Below are 19,768 nucleotides of genomic sequence, written 5' to 3'. Positions count from 1 at the left end.
AACGGATTTGTGGAAAGTTCCAATGGGCGGATGCGGGACGAGCTGCTCAACGAGACCATGTTCCGCAACCTGGCCCATGCCCGTATCGTGATCGCCGCCTGGGCTGCCGACTACAACACCGAACGCCCGCACTCGGCCTTGGACTACCAGGCCCCGGCTGACTACGCGCGGACCCTGACCGCCGCAATCGCCCGCCCCGCTGCGCGAGATGAAAGCTCCGCGCGTCGGGCGATTGCTCAACCTGCGCCAATTGGCGTAAACACTAACCGGGCTCCGGTCGCGGCTGGATGAAAGTTCAGGGGCAGGTCAGCGGGCAGAAAAAATGCGCGCCGCGATGGGTTAACGTTTGCGTGAAAAGATCGAATCGCGCATAAGTTGATAGCGGGTTGCCTGGTTTCCTTTTTCCTTGTGCCGCAGTCACGCCATTCCCCACCGCAGGGGTGGCGCGAACTCGTCAACCCAATCGACCGCAATTGCTGCAGGTCTGTAACAAGGTTTATCCTATGCCCTATTTCACGGAAATTCCCTCCAGTTTGATCACGGTGGGGCTCGATGGCGTGATCGCCTTCGTGCCGAACACCTCGCTGCTCAACGCCTTCGAGAGCTCGCAGGAATTCGCGCAATATGACGTCGATGCCACCAGCGCGACGACGCTCAGCGCCGGCGACAACCTGACCCCGGTGGACGATACCGGCAATCCGCTGACCGCTCCCGGCACCTATCAGGGTTCGGCCACGGTGGCGAATGCCGCGGCCAGCGTGGGCATCCCCGGCGTGGCCACCGTCAGCCTGCAGGTCAATCCGATCAGCGGCCACCTGATGGAGGCCGATGGCACCTATTACTTCATCAGCGAAGAGCCGCTGGACGACGACCATCTTGCGGTGACCGCCAGCCTTACCCTTCCGCTGGTCGGGCCGATCTCGGTGACCGGGCCGATCTCGGGGATCGCCGATCAGCTTGCCGAAGCCGTCGGGCCGCTGCTCGGGCCGTTGGTTCTTCAGTCGGCCGACCTGCTCCAGACCACCGCCAACGGTGTTGTCGTGACCATGAATCACGACGTCAACGGCACGCTGACGCTGACCGATGACGAGGTGTTCTGCTTCGTCGCCGGCACCCTGATCGAGACCGACAGGGGCTTCGTGCCGGTCGAGGAGCTGAAGCTGGGCGACATGGTGGTGACCCGCGACAACGGCTTGCAGCCCGTCCGCTGGATCGGTTCGGTCAGGCTGAACGTGGCCAGTCTGCGGGCGCAGCCCAAATTGCGCGCGATCCGCATCCGGGCCGGCGCCCTGGGCCGCAACACCCCCTCGACCGACCTGCTGGTGTCGCCGCAGCATCGCGTGCTGGTGCGTTCGAAGATCGCGATGAAGATGTTCGGTGCCATGGAGGTTCTGGTGGCGGCCAAGCAGCTTCTGCAGGTCGAAGGCGTCGATATCGCCGAAGACCTGACCGAGATCGAGTATTTCCACATCCTCTTCGACCGGCATGAGGTCGTGAACTCGAACGGTGCGGCGACCGAATCGCTGTATACCGGGGCGCAGGCGCTGAAATCGGTGGGCCGCGCGGCCCGGGAGGAGATCTTCACCCTGTTCCCGATGCTGCGCGATGCCGGTTTCACGCCGGAAACGGCGCGGCATCTGCCTTCGGGCCGGCAATCGCGCAAGCTGGCCGTCCGCCATGCCCAGCATGGCCGGCCGCTGGTGCAGCACTGAACCAGGACGGGCCGCGGCATATGCCGCGGCCCGTGCCGGACCGCCCGGCGCGCGTGCCCGATTGACAGGGCGCCGGGCGCCAGCAGAATGGAGGCAACCCCCTGAACGGAAAGGAAGGGTCGATGTTGCGCCGGTTCTGTTTGCTAGCCTTTTCGACGATCGGCGCTGCGGCGCTCCTGCATGGCGGCCCCGCCCGGGCGCAGATGGATGCCGGGCAGCTTTGCGTCAACCAATGCCTGTTCCACCATGGCCCCGCCTCAAGCCCTGCCTATCACGCCTGCGTGGCCGAGATCTGCGAGGGCAAGGGGCAGGTCTCCGGCGGACAGGCCGCACCCTCCCGCCAGCGGCCGGCCGGCCCGGTCTGGGTCAGCGGCGTGGCCGGCGGCGGCCAGGGGCGGTACGCCGGCATCGAATCCGGGCGCCATTCGCTGAGCTACATGTGCAAGCGCGGCGAGAGCGGCATCCTGGCCGTCGAGGGAATGACCGGCTCGGGCCGCTCGCTTGCCATTCGCGTCGACGGAACCTCGTTCCGGCCGCAATTCATCAGCAGGGGCGGCATGCGCTATACCAGTGCGGCCAGGGATTCTGCCTTGCTCCGCGCCCTGCTGTCCGGAAATGCGGTCGAGATTTCGGACGACCGCGGGCGCGTCCGCTTTTCGCTGTCCGGTTCCGGCGCGGCGATCCGCGCGGCGATGGCGGGTTGCGGCCTGTAAGACCGGCCTGGGCAGGGGTGTGCCCGCGCTTCGAATTGCGCCTTTCACGAAGCACCTTCTACCGCTTTTCGCACCGTCCCGACCGCCGCGGGGACGGGGCGCCGCCCGCCGGGCAGCGTATCCGGCGCGCGGCAACCGCCTTCCCGGTTGCTTGGGCCCGGTTGTTTGGGCCCAGTCGCACAGGAGGGCCAGCAGCAGAGCTGGGCGACGGGTGACGTCTGCCGATGGACGACGCCGGAGGCCATCACCGGCCCAACGGACTGTTGCGATATTCTGGGGAAATGGTGCCCGGAGGCGGATTCGAACCACCGACACGCGGATTTTCAATCCGCTGCTCTACCAACTGAGCTATCCGGGCGCCGGAGCATCTTGCTTCGGACTGGCGCGTTGTTATGGCAGCTCCGGGCCGGTGTCCAGAGCCAAAAATGAAATTTTCACTCTTCCCCGTCACTCTCGGGAACCGGCTCGCCGGGAATGCGGTAATCGCCGCGAAACCAGCGTGCCAGGTCGACATCCGCGCAGCGGCGCGAGCAAAACGGCCGGTAGCGATCCGAAGCGGGTTTTCCGCAGATCGGGCATTTCATCGCCGGTCCTCCGCCGTCAGCAGCCGCGCCAGCGGCATGCGGTCACGCTTGCGGCTGATCTCGTAAAGCCCCATCGCCGTCCAGCCGATCAGCACCGTTTCGGCCGATTCCGAGCGGAAGGCGGCGCGCAGGGTCTGTTCCAGCGTGCCGCGGTCGCGCTTGGGCATCGGGGCGAAATCCACCACGATCTGGCCGCCCAGGCCGCGCAGCCGCAACTGGCGCGGCAGATCGCGGGCCAGGGCGATATTGGCCTTGAGCCCCGCCGCCGGCGAATGGTCGCTGCCGGTATTGACGTCGACGGCCACCAGCGCGCGCAGCGCCTCGATCTCGGCCCAGGCGCCGCCGCCCAGCTCGACCCGCGGCTGCAGCATCTGCTGCACCGCCGCCTCCGCGCCGGTCGCCTCGAAGGCATCGGCGCCGTCCTCGATGCTGTCCGGCGGCGGATCGGCCCAGTCCTGCCAGGCCTGGTCGGCAGGTTCGGGCGCGTCGAGCAGAAGTTCCGGCCCGCCTTCGCGATCCGCCAGGATCGCCTGCGCCAGGTCCAGAATCTGCCCCAGCTCGGCGGCGATCTCGTCGTCCGGGGCAGTGGCCGCAATGCTGCGGAAGACGATGCCGGGCGGATCGCTCCGGCCGGCCAGCGCGGTTTCGCCCAGCCGCACCAGCAGGTCGCGCAGCGCATCGTCGCGAATCCGGCGCGAGACGTTCACGCCGGGCGCGCCAGGCGTCACGATGACATGCCGGCCGCGGAAGTTCAGCCGGGCGGAAACCGGAACGGCCTTGCCCTCCTCGGCGCTGCCGCTGACCTGCACGAGCAGGGCCTGCCCCTCGCGCAGCCCGCCGCGGTCGCGCAGGAAGCCGCGCGCGCCTTCGGGCAGGCGCAGGAAGACGCCGCCCTGTCCCTTGACCAGCCGGTCGACCCGCGCGCGGCAGATCGCGCCCGGTGCGAAGGGCGTGGCGCCGGCCGGATCGATGATCAGATCCTCGAGCCTGCCGTCCTGCATCAGTGCCGCAGCAGCGCGGCCAGCCAGCTGCCCCAGGACGATCTGGCGTCCCCTCATGCCGGTTTCCCCCGAATTCCCACCGCCTCGAGCAGGGCTGCGGTTTCGGCCAGTGGCAGGCCGACCACCCCGCTGTAAGAGCCCTGCATCCAGGCCGCGAAGGCCGAGGCATGGCCCTGGATGGCATAGGCGCCCGCCTTGCCCTGCCATTCGCCGGTGGCGATGTAATATTCGATCTGTGTGGTGGTCAGCGGGCGGAAGCGGATGACGGTTTCCACCAGGCGCTCGCGCAGCCGGCCGCCATGGGCCAGCGCGACCGCGGTCAGCACCCGGTGCCGACGCCCGGAGAGCAGCCGCAGATGCCGCCGCGCCTCGGCCGCATCGGCGGGCTTGTCCAGGATTCTGCGGCCCGCGACCACCACCGTGTCGGCGCAGAGAATCGCCCCCTCGGCGCGGCCGGCCAGGGCCGCTGCCTTTTCGCGTGCCATGCGCCGGGCATAGTCGCGCGGGCTTTCGCCGCGCAGCGGGGTTTCGTCGATTTCGGCCGGCAGGATGCGGTCGGGTACGATGCCGATCTGGGCCAGCAGCTCAAGCCGGCGCGGACTGGCCGAGCCGAGGACCAAGGCCGGCACCCTCTCCCTCTCTGCCGCCAGGGATGCGGGGCGTCCTGTCGCATCCGGCATGACATCCGGCGCCGTCAGGTCGCGGTCCGGATTGCCGGCGGTCTTACTTGAAGCGGTAATTGATCCGCCCCTTCGTGAGGTCGTAGGTGTTCATTTCCACCTGAACCTTGTCGCCGGCGAGGACGCGGATGCGGTTCTTGCGCATCTTTCCTGCCATATGTGCGATGATCTCATGGCCGTTTTCTAGCTCGACCCGGAATGTCGCATTCGGCAGGAGTTCCTTCACGACGCCGGGAAATTCGAGCATTTCTTCCTTGGCCATGTTCTCTCCTGTAGGGGTGACCCGCGCTGCAGCGGGCGCAAGCTACATGCGTCCAGACGGGGCGTTTTTCAAGGGGAATCTGGACTTGGCCGGGGTTTCTGCGGCTTGATGGCGCATTGCGGCGGCTAATATCGTGGAAAAGTTGCGGGATTGCGACGGTCCGCGCGTGGGCAAGGCAGGACATTCAGCCCGCCCTGGCCGCCGGCGCGGAAGGGTCCAGCGCGCGAAAGGCATCCGGATGGCCAAGATCGGCGAGCGGCGGTTCGGCCTGGTCCGGCAGGATCGGCAAGATCGGCAGCGGGCCGGCGGGCGGCGAGGCGAAGCCCGCCTCGCCGGGCGTCCCGGAGGGCGCGGCGGCCGCCGGCCCGCTGCCGATATCGCGCAGCCGGATGGCGTGGAAGCCGTCCTTTTCCCCCAGCCGCCCGCGGGCGAGCAATTGGCCCCGAACCGTTTCCACCCTGGCCTCGTCCAGCACGTTCTGCGGCAGGGGCAGCAGCGATCCGGGCGTCAGGCCGCGCAGCTGGTGCAGGCTGAGCCTGCGGCGGCAGAGGATGCCGGCCAGCCGGATCGGCGCGGCCTGCACCGCCTCGGCCAGCGACGCCTTGGCGGGATGCGGCCCGGCGGCCCGCTCCGGCGGCTGTATCGGGTCCATCCCGGAAGAGGGCGGCGGTCCCGCCAGCATTCCCGCTTCGGCCGGCAGGGCGATGGTCACCGTGCCGTCGCGCTGCCCGCCGGGACCGATGCGGAACCGGAAGGTCAGGCGCGTCATCTCGCCATCCTCCAGCATCAGCGCCAGCGGGCGCGGGTCGTCCATATAGGTGGCATAGCGAAAGGCGCCGAAATCGGGGCAGCCGTCCCGCGCTGCGCATTCCCGGGCCAGTTCGACCAGCAGCGCATTCACGAAATCGGCCGAGATCGTCGCATCGGTCCGCGTGGGCTTTCGCTGCGGCGCCGGGCGCGACGTCACGCGGCCGATGGCCTGCATCTCGATCAGCGATGCCAGCAGGCCGGGGCAGATGGCGACCACGCCCAGGGCGTCGCCGCGCCCCTGCACCACCGCAAGCAGGGCGCGTTCCGGCAAAAGCTCGGGCAATTCGGAGAGGGTCATGCGCGCCAGTTCGATCCTTTCGACAAAGACCGGCAGGCGTGCCTGTTTCTCGGCCGCGCGGGCGAGGGCGGTGGCGGCGGCACGTTCCAGCCGGAATCCGGCGCTGGCCTGCGGCTGCCCGGCCGGGACGTCGCGCATTCTTTCCCGTTCCGCGATCCAGCGGCGCAGGACCCGGCCGGATGCCGCCGTCGCGGGTCCGTTCCGTCCCGTCCCGGCATGTTCCGGGCCGCCCGCCTGTTCCGTTGCTGCGCTTTCCATACCCGACCGAATCGATACTGCCTTTGGCGCAGGATGGCACGGACTGGTTGCGGAAAGGTTTAACCCGCGGCATTTTCCGGATTTTCCGCCCGGCGCGGCGGTCGCGGCGGCAGGGCGATGCGGAAACAGGCGCCGCCCTGGCCCGGCAGATAGCTGATCGAACCGCCCAGGAAACCCATGATTTCCTTGCAGATCGCCAGGCCCAGCCCGGCGCCTCCGGCGCGCGACGGATCGTCCAGCCGGGCGAATTTCTCGAAGATCAGCGCCCGGTCTTCCGGGCCGATGCCCGATCCGTTGTCGTGAACGTCGATCTCGGTCCCGCCGCTCGCCGTGCGGCGGGCGTCGATGCGGATGGCCGGCTCTGCGGCGTCGCAATATTTCCGCGCGTTCGCGATGACGTTGATCAGCACCTGCAACAGCCGGTCCGGGTCGGTGATGACCGGCAGATGCTCGGCCAGGGGGTTGCGGCGGATGGCGAAATCGCGCCCCGCGGCGTTCGCCCCGGCCGCGGCCAGCGCCCGCTCGATCAGGTCGTGCAGGTTGGCGACGCCGGGCTTGAGCTGCGCGCGGCCGGATTCCAGCACCGAGATGTCCAGCAGATCGTCCAGCAGCCGGGTCATGCGCCCGGCCTCGTCCTGGATGATGCCGGCGAAGCGGGCGCGATCCTCGGCCGGCAGGTCCGGCTCCATCAGGATCTCGGAAAAGGCGCGGATCGAGGTCATCGGCGTGCGAAGCTCATGGCTGATCTGGCCGAGGAACGCATCCTTCTGCTCGGACAGCGCGGTCAGCTTTTCGTTGCTTTCCCGCAGCATGGCGGCGGTTCTTGTCAGTTCTGACGAGGTCTGCTCCAGGCGGCGGTTGTCCTCGCGCGCCCGGCTCGCCTCGTCCGCGACCTCCATGAGTTCGGCCACGGTGACGCCGCCGCGCCCGCCCACGCGGGTCATCAGGGCCGAGGCCGTCGCCGCGCCGACCGTGCCGGCCAGATGGCGTTCGTAATCGGCGAGGAAGCGCGGGGTCAGGTCGGGAAGATAGCCGGATTTCCCCTGGTCCTCGGCCGCCCGGCGGAACACGTCGAGCGCATGTTCGTTGCCCCAGATCCGCCCGGCCAGCGTCAGCAGCGCCTCGGCCTGCACGGCGGCGCCGGCCTCGCTGGCCGAGGCGTCGGGCGCGATGGCATGGACGAAGGACAGCGCCTGCAGCCGCTCGGTCGGATCGGGGAAATCCATCAGCGAAATCAGGGTCATGAGCAGAAGGTTGACCGCCAGCGCCAGCAGCACCGCCCCGGCGAAAGGGTCGATCCCGGCCGGCATCGCCGGCGGCGCGGCCAGCCCCAGCGAGGGCAGGAAGATCATCCGCCCCCAGATCAGCGCCCCGGCGAGGATGCCGGCGATGGCGCCGCGCCGGGTGGCGCCGCGCCAGATCAGCCCCGCCACCATGGCCGGCAGCACCTGCGCCATGCCCGAGAAGGCGACCGTGCCCATCGCCGCCAGCGCGGTGGTGCCGCCGGTGCTGCGGTGATAGAGCCAGCCGGCGCCGATCACCGAGACGATGGCCAGCCGCCGCGCGTTCAGCATCAGCGCGCCCAGATCCTCGCGCGCCGCGGCCGGCTCGGACAGCGCCGCCTGGCGCAGCCACAGCCACAGCGGCACCAGCCAGTGGTTCGCCATCATCGTCGACAGCGCGATGGCGCTGACCACCACCATGGACATGGCCGAGGAAAAGCCGCCCAGGAACACCAGCGCCGCCAAGGTGTCGCGCCCCTGCGACAGCGGCAGGGCCAGCACGTAGAGATCGGGATTCGAGCCCCGGGGCAGCAGGTCCGCGCCGACCACCGCGATGGGCAGCACCAGAAAGGACATCGCGGCCAGATAGGCGGGAAAGGCCCAGCCGGCCTGGCGCAGCCGGTCCTCGTCGCTGGCCTCGACCACCAGGACGTGGAACATGCGCGGCAGCACCATGACCGCCGCGCCCGAAAGCATGATCAGCGCGAACCAGCGGTCGGGCCGGATCAGCCAGCCCTCTCCCCCGGCCGAGACCGCCATGCGGTCGATGCGCGCCAGCACGTCGGCAGGCCCGTCGGCGATGCCCCAGAGCACATAAGCCCCGACCGCGACGAAGGCGGCGAGCTTCACCACCGCCTCGACCGCGATGGCCATGATGACGCCGTGATGGCGCTCGTTGGCGGCCAGGTGGCGGGTGCCGAACAGGATGGCGAAGGCGGCCAGCCCCAGCGCCACCCACAGCGCGACGTTGCCGGGCAGCGGATGGCCCGGCACGGCAAAGGCCGAGAGCGCCATCGAGACCGACTGCAGCTGCAGCGCGATATAGGGGGTCGAGGCCAGCACCCCGATCAGCGTCACCAGCGCCGCCAGCCCGGCGGATTTGCCGAACCGGCTGGAGATCAGGTCGGCGATCGAGGTCACGCGATGCAGCCGCGCCACGCGGACCAGCCGCCGCAGGCCCCACCAGGCGCCGGCGAAGACGATGCCGGGGCCCAGGTAGATGGTCAGGAATTCCAGACCCGAGCGGGTGGCGTAGCCCACGGCGCCGTAGAAGGTCCAGGCCGAGCAATAGACCGACAGCGACAGCGTATAGATCGCCGGGCGGTTCATCCAGCGCCAGCGGCCGGCCGCGGCGGCGCGGTCGGCGGCATGGGCCAGAAGGAACATCAGCGCGACATAGGCGACCGAGGCGGCGCCGAGGGTTTCAGGCGTCATCCTCGTCCTCCGCCCCTCCGCCCCCGATCGCGCCATGCAGCGCGGCGGTGACGGCGATGGTCAGCGCCCAGCTGGCGGCCAGCCAGACCGCACCGCGGGCATAGCTGAAATATTGCGGCAGCCACATCGGCGGCAGCACGGCCAGCAGCGCGAACAGCACCGGCAGGACGCGGGTGGCATCGCCCAGCCGCCGCTTGCGATAGGCGTCCCGGCCCAGGAACAGGCGGCGCATCCGCGCTCTCATTCCGGGCCGAGCAGCTCGCGCACGGCGGCGCGCAGATCGGCATTGGCGAAGGGCTTGGCCAGGATGCGGTCGGCACCCTCGGGCAGGTTGGCGATGCCGCGCGCCGTCAGCAGCAGCACCGGCAGCGCCGCCAGCCCGGGATCGGCGCGCAGATCGGCCAGCACCTCGGCGCCACTGCGGCCGGGCAGCATCAGGTCCAGGATCACCAGCCGCGGCGCCAGGGCGCGGATGCGCTGAAGGGCGCCGTTGCCTTCGGGCCATTGCTCGCATCGCCAGCCCTCGCGCGACAGGATGAAGCGGACCGCTTCGGCAATGCTGGGTTCGTCCTCGATCAGCAGCACATCGACGGTCGCGGTCACGGGCGGCACTCCTGAAGCTTTGCGGCGATCATGGCGGGGGGCGGGGGCGTTGTCAAAATCAGACCGGCCCCAGGATCGAGGGCTCGTGCCGGGCCGCGCAGGCCGGTCGCGGGCAGATCCGGCAGGCCGGCCCCACCCCCAGCGCCGGGCGGGGGTCGCGGCTGGCGGCGGGGCGGACCAGCATCTGCGCGCGGCTGAGCGCCGGGCCGTCGAAGCCCATCGGCAGCAGGCGTTCGGCCACGGCCCAGGCGGCGAAACGGTTGCCGTTCGTGGTCTCGATCAGCCGGGCCACCGGCAGCTGCGGCTGGGCCAGCGCCTCGAACAGCGGCCAGAGCGCGCAGCCCTCGCCCGGGCGCGGCAGTTCGAAGCCCGGCGCGGCCTGGCGGAACAGCGGCGCGCCCGAACCGTCGCAGACGATCAGCCCGGCCTGCGCCCAGGGGCCGGGGCGCAGCATGCCCAGCCGGCGCAGCACCAGATCCAGCGGCCGGCCCAGCCGCGCGGCGACCAGCGCCGGGTCGCAGGCCGCCTCGCCCGCCTCGTCCACCACCGCCGCCAGCGCCGCGTTGGGCAGGGCGGCGCGGTCGCGCGCCTGCGCCGCCAAGAGCTCCTGCGCGATGACCCGCGCCGCGTCCGAGACGAGTTCCGCCGCCTCGCCGGGCTCCGGCTGGCCGGCGGCGATCCAGGCCTCGACCTCCTCCTGCGGCGACATCGGCACCGCCTCGTCCTCGAAACTGTCGAGATAGGCGACCAGCGACTGCGCCGTGCGCGACAGGCGCTGGCTGTCCGTGTCCAGGTTGGCGTGGAAGCGGTCGCGCCATTCCGGCTCGATCTCGGGCGTCTCGGCCAGGATCGAGGCGGTCGAGCGCAGCGCCGTCACCGCCGATTGCACCTCGTGCAGCGTCGCCAGCAGATAGGGGTCGCGGGTCATGCGGTCCGACAGCGCGACCAGCCGCCGCTCCAGCGCGTCGGCGCGGCGCGTCGTCCCGGCCAGGGCCGAGGCCCAGCCGGGAAACCGGGCGGCGAATTCGGCGATCTGGTCCAGCTCGACCGGGGCGCCGGGCTGTTCGGCGGCGCGCGCCGCCGCCTCGCGTAGCGTGCCGATCAGCGCCTCCTCGCGGTCCGAGGCGAGTTCGGTCGCGTCGATCTCCAGCGCCTCGGCCAGCCGCGACAGCAGCTCTTCTCCGACCGGGCGGCGGTTGTGCTCGATGAGGTTCAGATAGGCGGCCGAGATTTCGGCCCGCCGCGCCACCTCGGTCTGGCGCCGGCCGAGCGACAGCCGGCGCTCGCGGATGCGGGTGCCGATCAGCGGCCGGGCGACGGGGTGGCGGGGCAAGGAACGTGGCATGGCTCAGATCCCGTCGCGGGTCTCCTCCAGATGGCGGATCGCCTTGACGACCAGATCGGCGAAGCTTTGCGCCGACAGCTTGTCCTTCAGCGTCTGGCTGACGTTCGACACCGTCTTGTAGCTGATATTCGCCCGCTCGGCGATCTCGCGATAGCTGAGCCCCTCGGCGATGGCGCGCAGGATGTCGAGCTCGCGCGGGGTCAGGCGCGGGCGCGGCGGCGCGGCGCCGGGCCGCTCCAGCAGGGCGATGCGGCGCGCCAGATCGGCCGGGACGTAGTCGCCGCCGCCCGCCACCGCGCGCAGCGCCTCGCAGATCTCCTCCGAGGGCGAGTCCTTCATGGTGATGCCGTTGCAGCCGGCCTGCAGCGCCCGCCGCGCGATGATCGGGCTGCGATGCATGGTGAAGACCAGGATCGGCTGGCTGGCCCCGGCGGCGCGCAGACGCTCGATCAGCCGCAGCCCGGCCAGCCTGGCCTCGCCCATGGTCAGGTCCACGACGATCACGTCCGGCGCCTGGCGCCGCCAGGCCCGCCAGCCCTGCGAGGGCGTGGCGGCGGCGATCACCTCGCAATCCAGCCGGCCGCGGGTGATCCATTCCCAGCCTTCTGCCACCACCGGGTGGTCGTCCACGATCAGCACGCGCAGCGGCGGGGTCGGGCTGGGGGCGGTGGCGGTCATCGGGCTGTTCCTTGGTCGGGCGGGCAGGGCAGGTGGAATTCGGTGAGGGTCCAGCCCCCTTCGCGCCGGGGCGGCAGGTAGCGCCCGCCAAGCGCGCTGGCGCGGTCGCGCATCCCGGTCTGGCCCAGCCCGGGGCGGCCCGCGGCGGCGGGGCCGCCGCCATCGTCGCCGATCCGGGCGGCGATGCCCCCGTCCTCGCATGCAAGCCGGACCCGGATCGCGCCGGGCGCGGCATGGCGCAACGCGTTGAGCACGCTTTCCCGCACGAAGCGGTAAAGCGCGATCCGTCCGGCCTCGCCCGGCTCGGGCAGATCGGGCGGGCAGTCCAGCGCGATGGCGGTATCGGGCGCGATCTCGGCGAACTCGACCAGCAATTCCTGCAGCATCTCGGGCAGGCTGGTGTCCTCGGCCGGGGCCAGGCGCAGGTCGTCGATGGCGGCGCGGGCGCTTTGCCGGATCGCCTGCGCATGGCGGGCGACGGCGGAAAGCGCCTCGGCCAGCACCGGGTCGCGCGCGGCCCCGGCGGCGCGGCCGGCCTGGCCCGCCGCCGCCTGCAGCGCGAAAAGCTGCGGGCCGATGCCGTCATGCAGGTCGCTGGCGATGCGGGCGCGCTCGGCCTCGGCCAGGGTCAGCATCCGGCCCTGCAGTTGGCGGTTGCGGGCCCGTTCCTCGGCCAGATGCGCGGCCAGCGCGTTCACGCCGTCGGTCAGCACCGCCAGCTCTGCCAGCCCGGTCTGCGGCGCGGGGTGGTCCAGATCGCCCGCCCGCATCCGGTCCAGCGCCGCGCCCAGCAGGCCGAGCCGGCGCAGCACCAGCGCGGTGATGGCCATGGTCACGCCGATCGCCGCCAGCGCCGTCGCGGCCAGCAGCGGCAGGATCAGCCGGAAATTCTCCCAGGCCTCGGCGATCTCGTCCTGCGGGTCGGTGCGGATCTCCAGCACGCCCAGCACGTTGGGATATTGCGCGACGGCGATCATCTCGCGCAGCGGCTCGGGGCGGATCAGCCCCGCGAACCATTCCGGCACCCGCTCGGGCGGCAGGCGCGGCGGCAGGGCCAGCGCGACCGGCCGGCCCCCGGCATCGCGCAGCTCGGCGGACAGGTGGCGCTGCGCCTCGATCTCGGCGGCGATGCGGGCGGCCTCGGCCATCATGTCGCGCCGCTCGAAGGCGGTGGGCAGGTGCAGGGTGGCGAAGGCATTGGCCAGCCGGAAGGCCGATCCGGTCTCGTCCCGGACCGAGCCGCGGGCGTTCAGGATCAGCACCGAGGCGACGATGGCGACCATGGCAAGCCAGGCCAGCGCCGAGCCGCCAAGCGCCAGCGACCGCAGCGCCACGCCGCGCCCGCGTCGGGCCGGCGCGTCCCCCACAGCCGCGATATGGCCGGTTGCGTCCATGATCCTCCCTGCCGCCGCGGCGGCCCCTCGGGGAAAGACTAGGACGCGGATGGGGGCGGGGCAAGCGGGCGCGATGCGCCATGCGAAAGGGGCGGGGCGCGGCATCCCGCCCCCTTCCGGTTCAGGCGCGCGAGCCGGCGGGCTCGGGCGCCTCGGGCCGGCCGAGCGCGCGCCGCACCAGCACGAAGAACAGCGGCACGAACAGCACCCCCAGCACCGTGGCCGCGACCGTGCCGCCCAGCACCGTGGCGCCGATGGTGTTGCGGCCATTGGCGCCGGCGCCGGTCGACAGCACCAGCGGCAGCACGCCCAGCGAGAAGGCGACCGAGGTCATGATGATCGGCCGGAACCGCTGCCGCGCCGCCTCGACCACCGCGGCATAAAGCGGCTTGCCCATCTCGGCCTGTTCGCGGGCGAATTCGACGATCAGGATGGCGTTCTTGCCGGTCAGGCCGATCACCGTCAGCAGGCCGACCTGGAAGAACACGCCGTTGTCGAAGCCGCCCAGCCAGGCCCCGACCAGCGCGCCCAGCACGCCGATGGGCATGGCCAGCATCACCGCGAAGGGGATCGACCAGCTTTCGTAAAGCGCCGCCAGGCACAGGAACACCACCGCCAGCGACAGGCCATAGAGCAGCATGGTCTGGTTGCCGGCCTGCTGTTCCTCGAGCGAGAGCCCGGTCCAGGCCACGGCGAAGCCCGCCGGCAGCTGCGCCGCCAGTTCCTCGACCGCCGCCATGGCCTGGCCGGAGGAGACGCCCGGCGCCGGGCTGCCCTGGATCTGCATGGCCGGCACGCCGTTATAGCGGTCCAGGCCCTGCGGCCCGTAGCTCCAGCGTCCCTCGGCGAAGTTCGAGAAGGGCACCAGCCCGCCCGAACTGTTCCGCACCCGCCACTTGTCGATATCGGTCGGCACGGCGCGGGATTCGGATTCGCCCTGCACATAGACGCGCTTGATGCGACCGCGGTCGATGAAGTCGTTCACGTAGCGCCCCGCCCAGGCGACCGAGAGCAGGCTGCCCACATCGGTGGCCGAGACCCCCATCGCGCCCGCCTTGCGCCAGTCGACGTCGAGATTGTATTGCGCCGCGTCCTCCAGCCCGTTCGGACGCGCCGAGGCGATGCGGTCGTCCTGACCGGACATGCCCAGCAACTGGTTGCGGGCGTCCAGCAATTGCTCATGCGCCTGCCCGGCGCGGGCCTGCAGGTAGAAGTCGAAGCCCGAGACGTTGCCCAGCTCGATCACCGAGGGCGGGACGATGGGAAAGACCATGGCGTCGCGGATGCCCATCAGCGCCGGGAAGGCGCGCCCGGCGATGGCCTGCACCGACTGGTCGGCGCGCGGCCGCTCGTCCCAGTCCTTGAGCCGCAGGAAGGCGATGCCCATGTTCTGGCCCGATCCGGCGAAGCTGAAGCCCGAGACGCCGAAGAAGGACTCGACGTTCTCGGATTCGTTTGCCGCGAAATACTGCTGGATCTGGTCGATCACCGCATCGGTGCGCTCGGTCGTGGCGCCGGTCGGGCCCTGCACCAGCACGAACATGATGCCCTGGTCCTCGTCGGGCAGGAAGCCGGTGGGGGTGCGCAGGAACAGGAAGACCATGGCCGCGCCGATGCACAGATAGATCAGCATCATCCGCAGCGGCCGGCGGATCAGCCAGTTCACCGAATTGCCATAGCCCTGCATGGTGCGGTCGAAGCCGCGGTTGAACAGGCCGAAGAAGCCGCGGGTCTTGTGGCCGTGCTCGTTCTTCAGCAGCGTGGCGCAAAGCGCCGGCGTCAGCGTCAGCGCCACCAGCACCGACAGGCCCATGGCCGAGGCGATGGTGATGGCGAACTGCTTGTAGATCACCCCGGTCGAGCCGCCGAAGAAGGCCATCGGCACGAAGACCGCCGAAAGCACCAGCGCGATGCCGATCAGCGCGCCGGTGATCTGGCCCATGGACTTGCGCGTCGCCTCGCGCGGCTCCAGCCCTTCCTCCTCCATGATGCGCTCGACGTTCTCGACCACGACGATGGCGTCGTCCACCAGCAGGCCGATGGCCAGCACCATGGCCAGCATGGTCAGCGTGTTGATGGTGAAGCCAAGCGCCCCTAGCACGCCGAAGGTGCCCAGCAGCACCACCGGCACCGCCAGCGTCGGGATCAGCGTCGCGCGCCAGTTCTGCAGGAACAGCAGCATGACGAAGAACACCAGCACGATGGCCTCGATCAGCGTCTTGACCACCTCTTCGATCGAGATCAGCACGAAGGGCGTGGTGTCGAAGGGGATCACGTAATCCATACCCTCGGGGAAGAAGCGGGCGAATTCCTCCATCCGGTCCTTGACCCGCTCCGCCGTGTCCAGCGCGTTCGCGCCCGAGGCCAGGCTGATCGCCAGGCCCGAGGCCGGCTGGCCGTTGTAGCGGGCATTGGTCATGTAGTCCTCGGCGCCGATCTCGACCCGGGCCACGTCCTTGAGCAGGATCAGCCCGCCGTCCTGTTCGGCGCGCAGCACGATCTGCTCGAAATCCTCGGGCGTGGACAGCAGCGATTGCGCGGTGATGGTGGCGTTCAGCATCTGCCCCTGCGGCGCCGGCTGGCTGCCGAAGGAGCCGGCCGAGATCTGCGCGTTCTCGGACGAGACCGCCGCCACCACGTCCGAGGGCGTCAGCTCGTAGGCGGCGAGCTTCGAGGGATCGAGCCAGATGCGCATGGCGTATTGCGCGCCAAAGACCTGCACCGAGCCCACGCCTTCGACCCGCGAAAGGTCGTTCACGAGGTTCGAGATCAGATAGTCGGCCAGGTCCACCTGCTCGTAGCGGTTGTCGGTCGAGGTCAGGCCGATGACCATCAGGAAGCCCGAGGCGGATTTCTCGACCGTGATGCCCTGGCGCTGCACCGGCTCGGGCAGAAGCGCGGTGGCCTGGGCCAGCTTGTTCTGCACCTGCACCTGGGCGATGTCGGGATCGGTGCCGGTCTCGAAGGTCAGAGTGGTGGTCGAGGTCCCGGCCGAGGTCGAGCTGGACGAGAAATAGCGCAGCCCGTCCAGCCCGGTCATCTGCTGCTCGATGATCTGGGTGACGGTATTGGCCACCGTGTCGGCCGAGGCGCCCGGATAGGTGGCGCGGATGGTGACCGAGGGCGGCGCGATCTGCGGATATTGCGCCACCGGCAGGGACGCAATCGACAGGAGCCCGAGCCCCATGATGAGGATCGAGATCACCCAGGCAAAGACCGGACGGTCGATGAAGAAGCGGGCCATGTGCTGTTCCTGTGCTGTTCCCTCGCGGCGTTCGGGGTCAGTCCGCCGGCTGCCCGGTTTCGGCCTGTTCGCCCGGCGCGCCGGTCGCGGATTCGGCTTCGGTCCCGGAGGCCGGCGGCGGGGCCGCGGATTCGGCTTCCGGTTGCGTGGCGGCCCGTCCCGCATCCCCGGCTTGCGCCGCCGGCGGCGCATCGGCGCCTTCTGCGCCCGGCTCGGCCCCTGCCTCGGCGGTGGCTGCCGCGTCCGCGGCGGCTTCACCCTCTGCTGCGGCGCCCTCTGCGGGGGCCTCTGCGCCGGCCTGGCGTTCTTCGGGGGCGACGGTCATGCCGGGGCCGATCTTCTGCAGGCCCTCGACGACGATGCGGTCGCCGTCGGCCAGCCCGTCGCTGACCACCCATTTGTTGCCCAGATCCTGCAGGATGGTCAGCGCGCGGCTTTCGACCACGTTCTCGGCATTGACCACCAGCGCGATGGGCTGGCCGCGCCGGTCGCGGGTGACGCCCTCTTGCGGGGCCAGCACCACGTTGCGCGCCGTCGCCTGCTGCACCACCGCCTGCACATACATGCCCGGCAGCAGGGTGCGGTCGGGATTGGCGAAGGACAGCCGCAGCGTCACCACGCCGGTCGTCTCGTTCACATAGGGCTCGGCGGCGGTCAGCGTCCCCTCCTGGTCGAATTCGGTGCCGTCGGCCAGGCGCAGCGTCACCTTGCGGTCCGGCTGGCCCGCGGCGTCCTGCGCCGCCATCTCGCGGCGAAAGCGGATGAGCTCGGCCGCCGATTGCGTCACGTCCACATGCACCGGGTCGAGCTTGCGGATCACGGCAAGCGGCGTCTGCTGGCTTGCGGTCACCAGCGCGCCCTGGCTGGTCTGCGCCAGGCCGATCTCGCCGTCCAGCTCGGCGCGGATCGTGGTGCGGTCCAGTTCGATGCGGGCGGTCTGCAGCTGCGCCTCGGCGACCTTGACCGCGGCCTCGGCGGCGTCGCGCGCCGCGATGGCATTGTCGGTCGAGCTTTCGCTGGCGACGCGGCGGTCGCGCAGGGCGCCGACGCGCTCGGCTTCGCGGCGCGCCGCCTCGGCCTGGGCGCGGGCCTGGGCCACGGCGGCCTCGGCCTGTGCCACCGCCGCCTGATAGGTGGTCGCGTCGATGCGGAACAGCGGGGCGCCGATCTGCACGTGGCTGCCTTCCTCGAACAGGCGCTCGGTGACGATGCCGTTGACCTGCGGCCGCACCTCGGCCTCGGCCGAGGCAGTGACCCGGCCGGGCAGGGTGGTGGTCAGGGCCACGTCCTGCGCGTGCAGCGTCACCACGGTCACGGGCGGGGGCGGCATCTGCGACGGGTCCTGCGCCATCGCGGCCGCGGGACAGAGCCCCGCCGCGAGCGGGAGGATCACGGTAATCGCCAAGCGGCGCGATAGCGCGAACATCGTTGTGCTCCGGAGATGTGCTGACGAAGCATAACGAACAGTTTAGGTCCGGATGATCAATCCCCAAATCGCTTCGCGCCCCATCGTCGCATCGCGGCCGATAGCCATGGCAAAGCGCCGGATGACTGCATAGTCTCGCCCGCGGAGTGGCGTGGGGACCCGCGCCGGACGAAAAGGGGGAACCGATCATGCCCAGCTATGACATCTACAGCCAGGGGCTGGACATCTGCCCGGCCAATTACGAGCAGCTGTCGCCGCTGCGCTATCTGGAGCGGACGGCGCATGTCTATCCCGACGCGCTGGCCGTGGTGCACGAGGGCGTGCGCCGCAGCTGGGCCGAGACCTATGCCCGCTGCCGCCGCGTGGCCGGCGCGCTGGCCGGCCGCGGCATCGGCAAGGGCGACACGGTCGCGATCCTGGCCGCCAACATCCCCGAGATGTTCGAGAGCCATTTCAGCGTGCCGATGACCGGCGCGGTGCTGAACGCCATCAACACCCGGCTGGACGCCGAGGCGGTGGCCTTCATCCTGATGCATGGCGAGGCGAAGGTGCTGCTGGTGGATCCCGAATTCGCCGAGCTCGCCGACCGCGCCGTCAAGATCGCGCGCGGCCGCGAGATCCTGGTCGTCGACATCCTCGACCCGTCCTTCGCGGGCGGATACCGGGTCGGCAGCCTGACCTATGACGAGCTGCTGGCCGAGGGCGATCCGGAATACGACTGGCAGATGCCGGAGGACGAATGGGACGCCATCTCGCTGAACTATACCTCGGGCACGACGGGCGATCCCAAGGGCGTGGTCTATCACCATCGCGGCGCGGCGCTGAACGCCATGGCCAACATCGTGTCCTGGGGCATGCCGCACCATGCGCGCTACCTGTGGACGCTGCCGATGTTCCACTGCAACGGCTGGTGCTTTCCCTGGAGCATCGCCGCCAATGCCGGGGTCTGCATCTGCCTGCGCGCCGTCCGGGCCGAGCCGATCTGGCGGCTGATCCGCGACGAGAAGGTGACGCATTTCTGCGGCGCGCCGATCGTGCTGAACATGCTGGCGAACGCCCCGGACGAGTTGAAGGACTTCGACCACGAGATCAAGGTGATGACCGCCGGCGCCGCGCCGCCCGCCGCGGTGATCGCGGCGATGGAGGCCATGGGCATCTCGGTCACCCATGTCTACGGCCTGACCGAGACCTACGGCCCCTCGGTGGTCTGCGCCTGGAAGGGGGAATGGGACGCCCGCCCCGCCGAGGAGCGGGCGCGGCTGAAATCGCGCCAGGGCGTGAAGAACCAGGCGCTTGGCGGGCTGATGGTCGCCGATCCCGCGACGCTGGAGCCGGTCCCCGCCGACGGGCGGACCATGGGCGAGATCTTCATGCGCGGCAACAATGTGATGAAGGGCTACCTGAAGAACCCCTCGGCCACGGAAAGGAGCTTTCGCGGCGGCTGGTTCGCCTCGGGCGATCTGGGGGTGATGCATCCGGACGGCTATGTCGAGCTCAAGGACCGCTCCAAGGACATCATCATCTCGGGCGGCGAGAACATCTCCTCGATCGAGGTCGAGGACGTGCTCTACAAGCATCCCGACGTGATGGAGGCCGCCGTGGTCGCCCGACCGGACGAAAAATGGGGCGAGACCCCCTGCGCCTTCGTGGCGCTGAAGCCGGGACGCGTGCTGGCCGAGGCCGATCTGATCGCCTTCTGCCGTCAGAACATGGCGCATTTCAAGGCCCCGAGGACGGTGGTGTTCGGCGAGCTGCCCAAGACCTCGACCGGCAAGATCCAGAAGTTCCTGCTGCGCGAGCGGGCGCGGGCGCTTGGCTGACGCCGCCGCCCTGCGGCTGTCGGAAAGGCCGGGGCCCGGGCTGGCCGGTCCCGGCCCCGCGCTCTTCGGCCGAGGAAGAGCCGCCGGCGCAAATTGGCCTTGCGGCGGCGGGCGCGAGACAGTAAGCAATCCGGGCCCGCGGGTGTAGCTCAATGGTAGAGCCGCAGCTTCCCAAGCTGAAGACGAGGGTTCGATTCCCTTCACCCGCTCCAGCTTTCCCCGA

17 protein-coding genes and 2 tRNA genes are annotated in these 19,768 nt (G+C 70.3%); 5 read left to right on the top strand and 14 right to left on the bottom strand.

Going from position 1 to position 19,768, the window contains the following annotated elements; translation table 11 throughout:
• The 3 genes from L632_RS0112820 to L632_RS0112810 all read left to right on the top strand — a co-directional run.
• On the top strand, nucleotides 1-291 hold a 291-nt coding region (locus L632_RS0112820), incomplete at its 5' end, for an integrase core domain-containing protein (protein ID WP_028716928.1).
• A gap of 212 nt (nucleotides 292-503) precedes the next feature.
• Nucleotides 504-1,712: a Hint domain-containing protein gene (locus tag L632_RS23870; protein ID WP_028712133.1), complete on the top strand. Its 1,209-nt coding sequence runs from the start codon at nucleotides 504-506 to the stop codon at nucleotides 1,710-1,712.
• Between the two features lie 122 nt (nucleotides 1,713-1,834).
• On the top strand, nucleotides 1,835-2,425 hold the full coding sequence (locus L632_RS0112810; protein WP_028712132.1) for a hypothetical protein: 591 nt from the start codon (nucleotides 1,835-1,837) through the stop codon (nucleotides 2,423-2,425).
• Between the two features lie 282 nt (nucleotides 2,426-2,707).
• On the opposite strand, the gene L632_RS0112805 is transcribed toward L632_RS0112810, so the two are convergent.
• The 14 genes from L632_RS0112805 to L632_RS22655 all read right to left on the bottom strand — a co-directional run bounded on the left by L632_RS0112805 (nucleotide 2,708) and on the right by L632_RS22655 (nucleotide 17,725).
• Nucleotides 2,708-2,783: transfer RNA gene (locus L632_RS0112805), tRNA-Phe, on the bottom strand.
• A gap of 76 nt (nucleotides 2,784-2,859) precedes the next feature.
• Entirely contained in the window at nucleotides 2,860-3,009 is a 150-nt protein-coding gene (locus L632_RS23865) for a DNA gyrase inhibitor YacG (RefSeq protein ID WP_084637785.1), read from the bottom strand.
• A complete protein-coding gene (locus L632_RS0112800) occupies nucleotides 3,006-4,067 on the bottom strand; it encodes a ribonuclease E/G (protein WP_028712131.1) in 1,062 nt (353 codons plus the stop codon). The genes L632_RS23865 and L632_RS0112800 overlap by 4 nt, the downstream gene beginning before the upstream one ends.
• The gene (locus L632_RS0112795; RefSeq protein WP_051416162.1) at nucleotides 4,064-4,690 is read right to left on the bottom strand and encodes a nucleoside triphosphate pyrophosphatase; all 627 of its coding nucleotides are present in this window, start codon (nucleotides 4,688-4,690) and stop codon (nucleotides 4,064-4,066) included. Before L632_RS0112795 ends, L632_RS0112800 begins: the two co-directional genes overlap by 4 nt.
• A gap of 43 nt (nucleotides 4,691-4,733) precedes the next feature.
• Nucleotides 4,734-4,952, bottom strand: coding sequence for a translation initiation factor IF-1 (infA, locus tag L632_RS0112790; RefSeq protein WP_010397442.1), 219 nt, complete (start codon nucleotides 4,950-4,952; stop codon nucleotides 4,734-4,736).
• Nucleotides 4,953-5,136: 184 nt separating this feature from the next.
• Nucleotides 5,137-6,198, bottom strand: a complete 1,062-nt coding sequence (locus tag L632_RS0112785; RefSeq protein ID WP_232215666.1) for a flagellar motor switch protein FliM — start codon at nucleotides 6,196-6,198, stop codon at nucleotides 5,137-5,139.
• Nucleotides 6,199-6,377: 179 nt separating this feature from the next.
• Nucleotides 6,378-9,035: an ATP-binding protein gene (locus tag L632_RS0112780; protein ID WP_028716926.1), complete on the bottom strand. Its 2,658-nt coding sequence runs from the start codon at nucleotides 9,033-9,035 to the stop codon at nucleotides 6,378-6,380.
• Complete coding sequence (locus L632_RS0112775; protein WP_036698152.1) at nucleotides 9,025-9,267, bottom strand: hypothetical protein; 243 nt, start codon at nucleotides 9,265-9,267, stop codon at nucleotides 9,025-9,027. Before L632_RS0112775 ends, L632_RS0112780 begins: the two co-directional genes overlap by 11 nt.
• 8 nt (nucleotides 9,268-9,275) lie before the next feature.
• Nucleotides 9,276-9,638 (bottom strand): response regulator transcription factor, encoded by a 363-nt coding sequence (locus tag L632_RS0112770; protein ID WP_028712126.1) that lies wholly within the window; start codon nucleotides 9,636-9,638, stop codon nucleotides 9,276-9,278.
• 58 nt (nucleotides 9,639-9,696) lie between these two features.
• Nucleotides 9,697-10,983, bottom strand: a complete 1,287-nt coding sequence (locus tag L632_RS0112765) for a helix-turn-helix transcriptional regulator (protein WP_028712125.1) — start codon at nucleotides 10,981-10,983, stop codon at nucleotides 9,697-9,699.
• Nucleotides 10,984-10,986: 3 nt separating this feature from the next.
• Complete coding sequence (locus L632_RS0112760) at nucleotides 10,987-11,661, bottom strand: response regulator transcription factor (protein WP_028712124.1); 675 nt, start codon at nucleotides 11,659-11,661, stop codon at nucleotides 10,987-10,989.
• Nucleotides 11,658-13,055, bottom strand: a complete 1,398-nt coding sequence (locus tag L632_RS0112755) for a LapD/MoxY N-terminal periplasmic domain-containing protein (RefSeq protein ID WP_028716924.1) — start codon at nucleotides 13,053-13,055, stop codon at nucleotides 11,658-11,660. The genes L632_RS0112760 and L632_RS0112755 overlap by 4 nt, the downstream gene beginning before the upstream one ends.
• Nucleotides 13,056-13,176: 121 nt before the next feature.
• Nucleotides 13,177-16,299, bottom strand: a complete 3,123-nt coding sequence (locus L632_RS0112750; RefSeq protein ID WP_028716923.1) for an efflux RND transporter permease subunit — start codon at nucleotides 16,297-16,299, stop codon at nucleotides 13,177-13,179.
• Nucleotides 16,300-16,336: 37 nt separating this feature from the next.
• The gene (locus tag L632_RS22655; RefSeq protein WP_084637784.1) at nucleotides 16,337-17,725 is read right to left on the bottom strand and encodes an efflux RND transporter periplasmic adaptor subunit; all 1,389 of its coding nucleotides are present in this window, start codon (nucleotides 17,723-17,725) and stop codon (nucleotides 16,337-16,339) included.
• 188 nt (nucleotides 17,726-17,913) lie between these two features.
• Between L632_RS22655 and L632_RS0112740 the strand changes: the two genes are divergently transcribed.
• Nucleotides 17,914-19,545: an acyl-CoA synthetase gene (locus tag L632_RS0112740; RefSeq protein ID WP_028712121.1), complete on the top strand. Its 1,632-nt coding sequence runs from the start codon at nucleotides 17,914-17,916 to the stop codon at nucleotides 19,543-19,545.
• A 138-nt stretch (nucleotides 19,546-19,683) separates the two neighbouring features.
• A tRNA-Gly gene (locus L632_RS0112735) sits at nucleotides 19,684-19,757 on the top strand.
• Nucleotides 19,758-19,768: the final 11 nt, after the last annotated feature.

The sequence above is a fragment of the Paracoccus sp. J39 genome, assembly GCF_000518925.1.
Classification (GTDB): domain Bacteria; phylum Pseudomonadota; class Alphaproteobacteria; order Rhodobacterales; family Rhodobacteraceae; genus Paracoccus.
The sequence above is the reverse complement of the archived record's forward strand: the minus strand, read 5'-3'. Positions and strand labels throughout refer to the sequence as shown.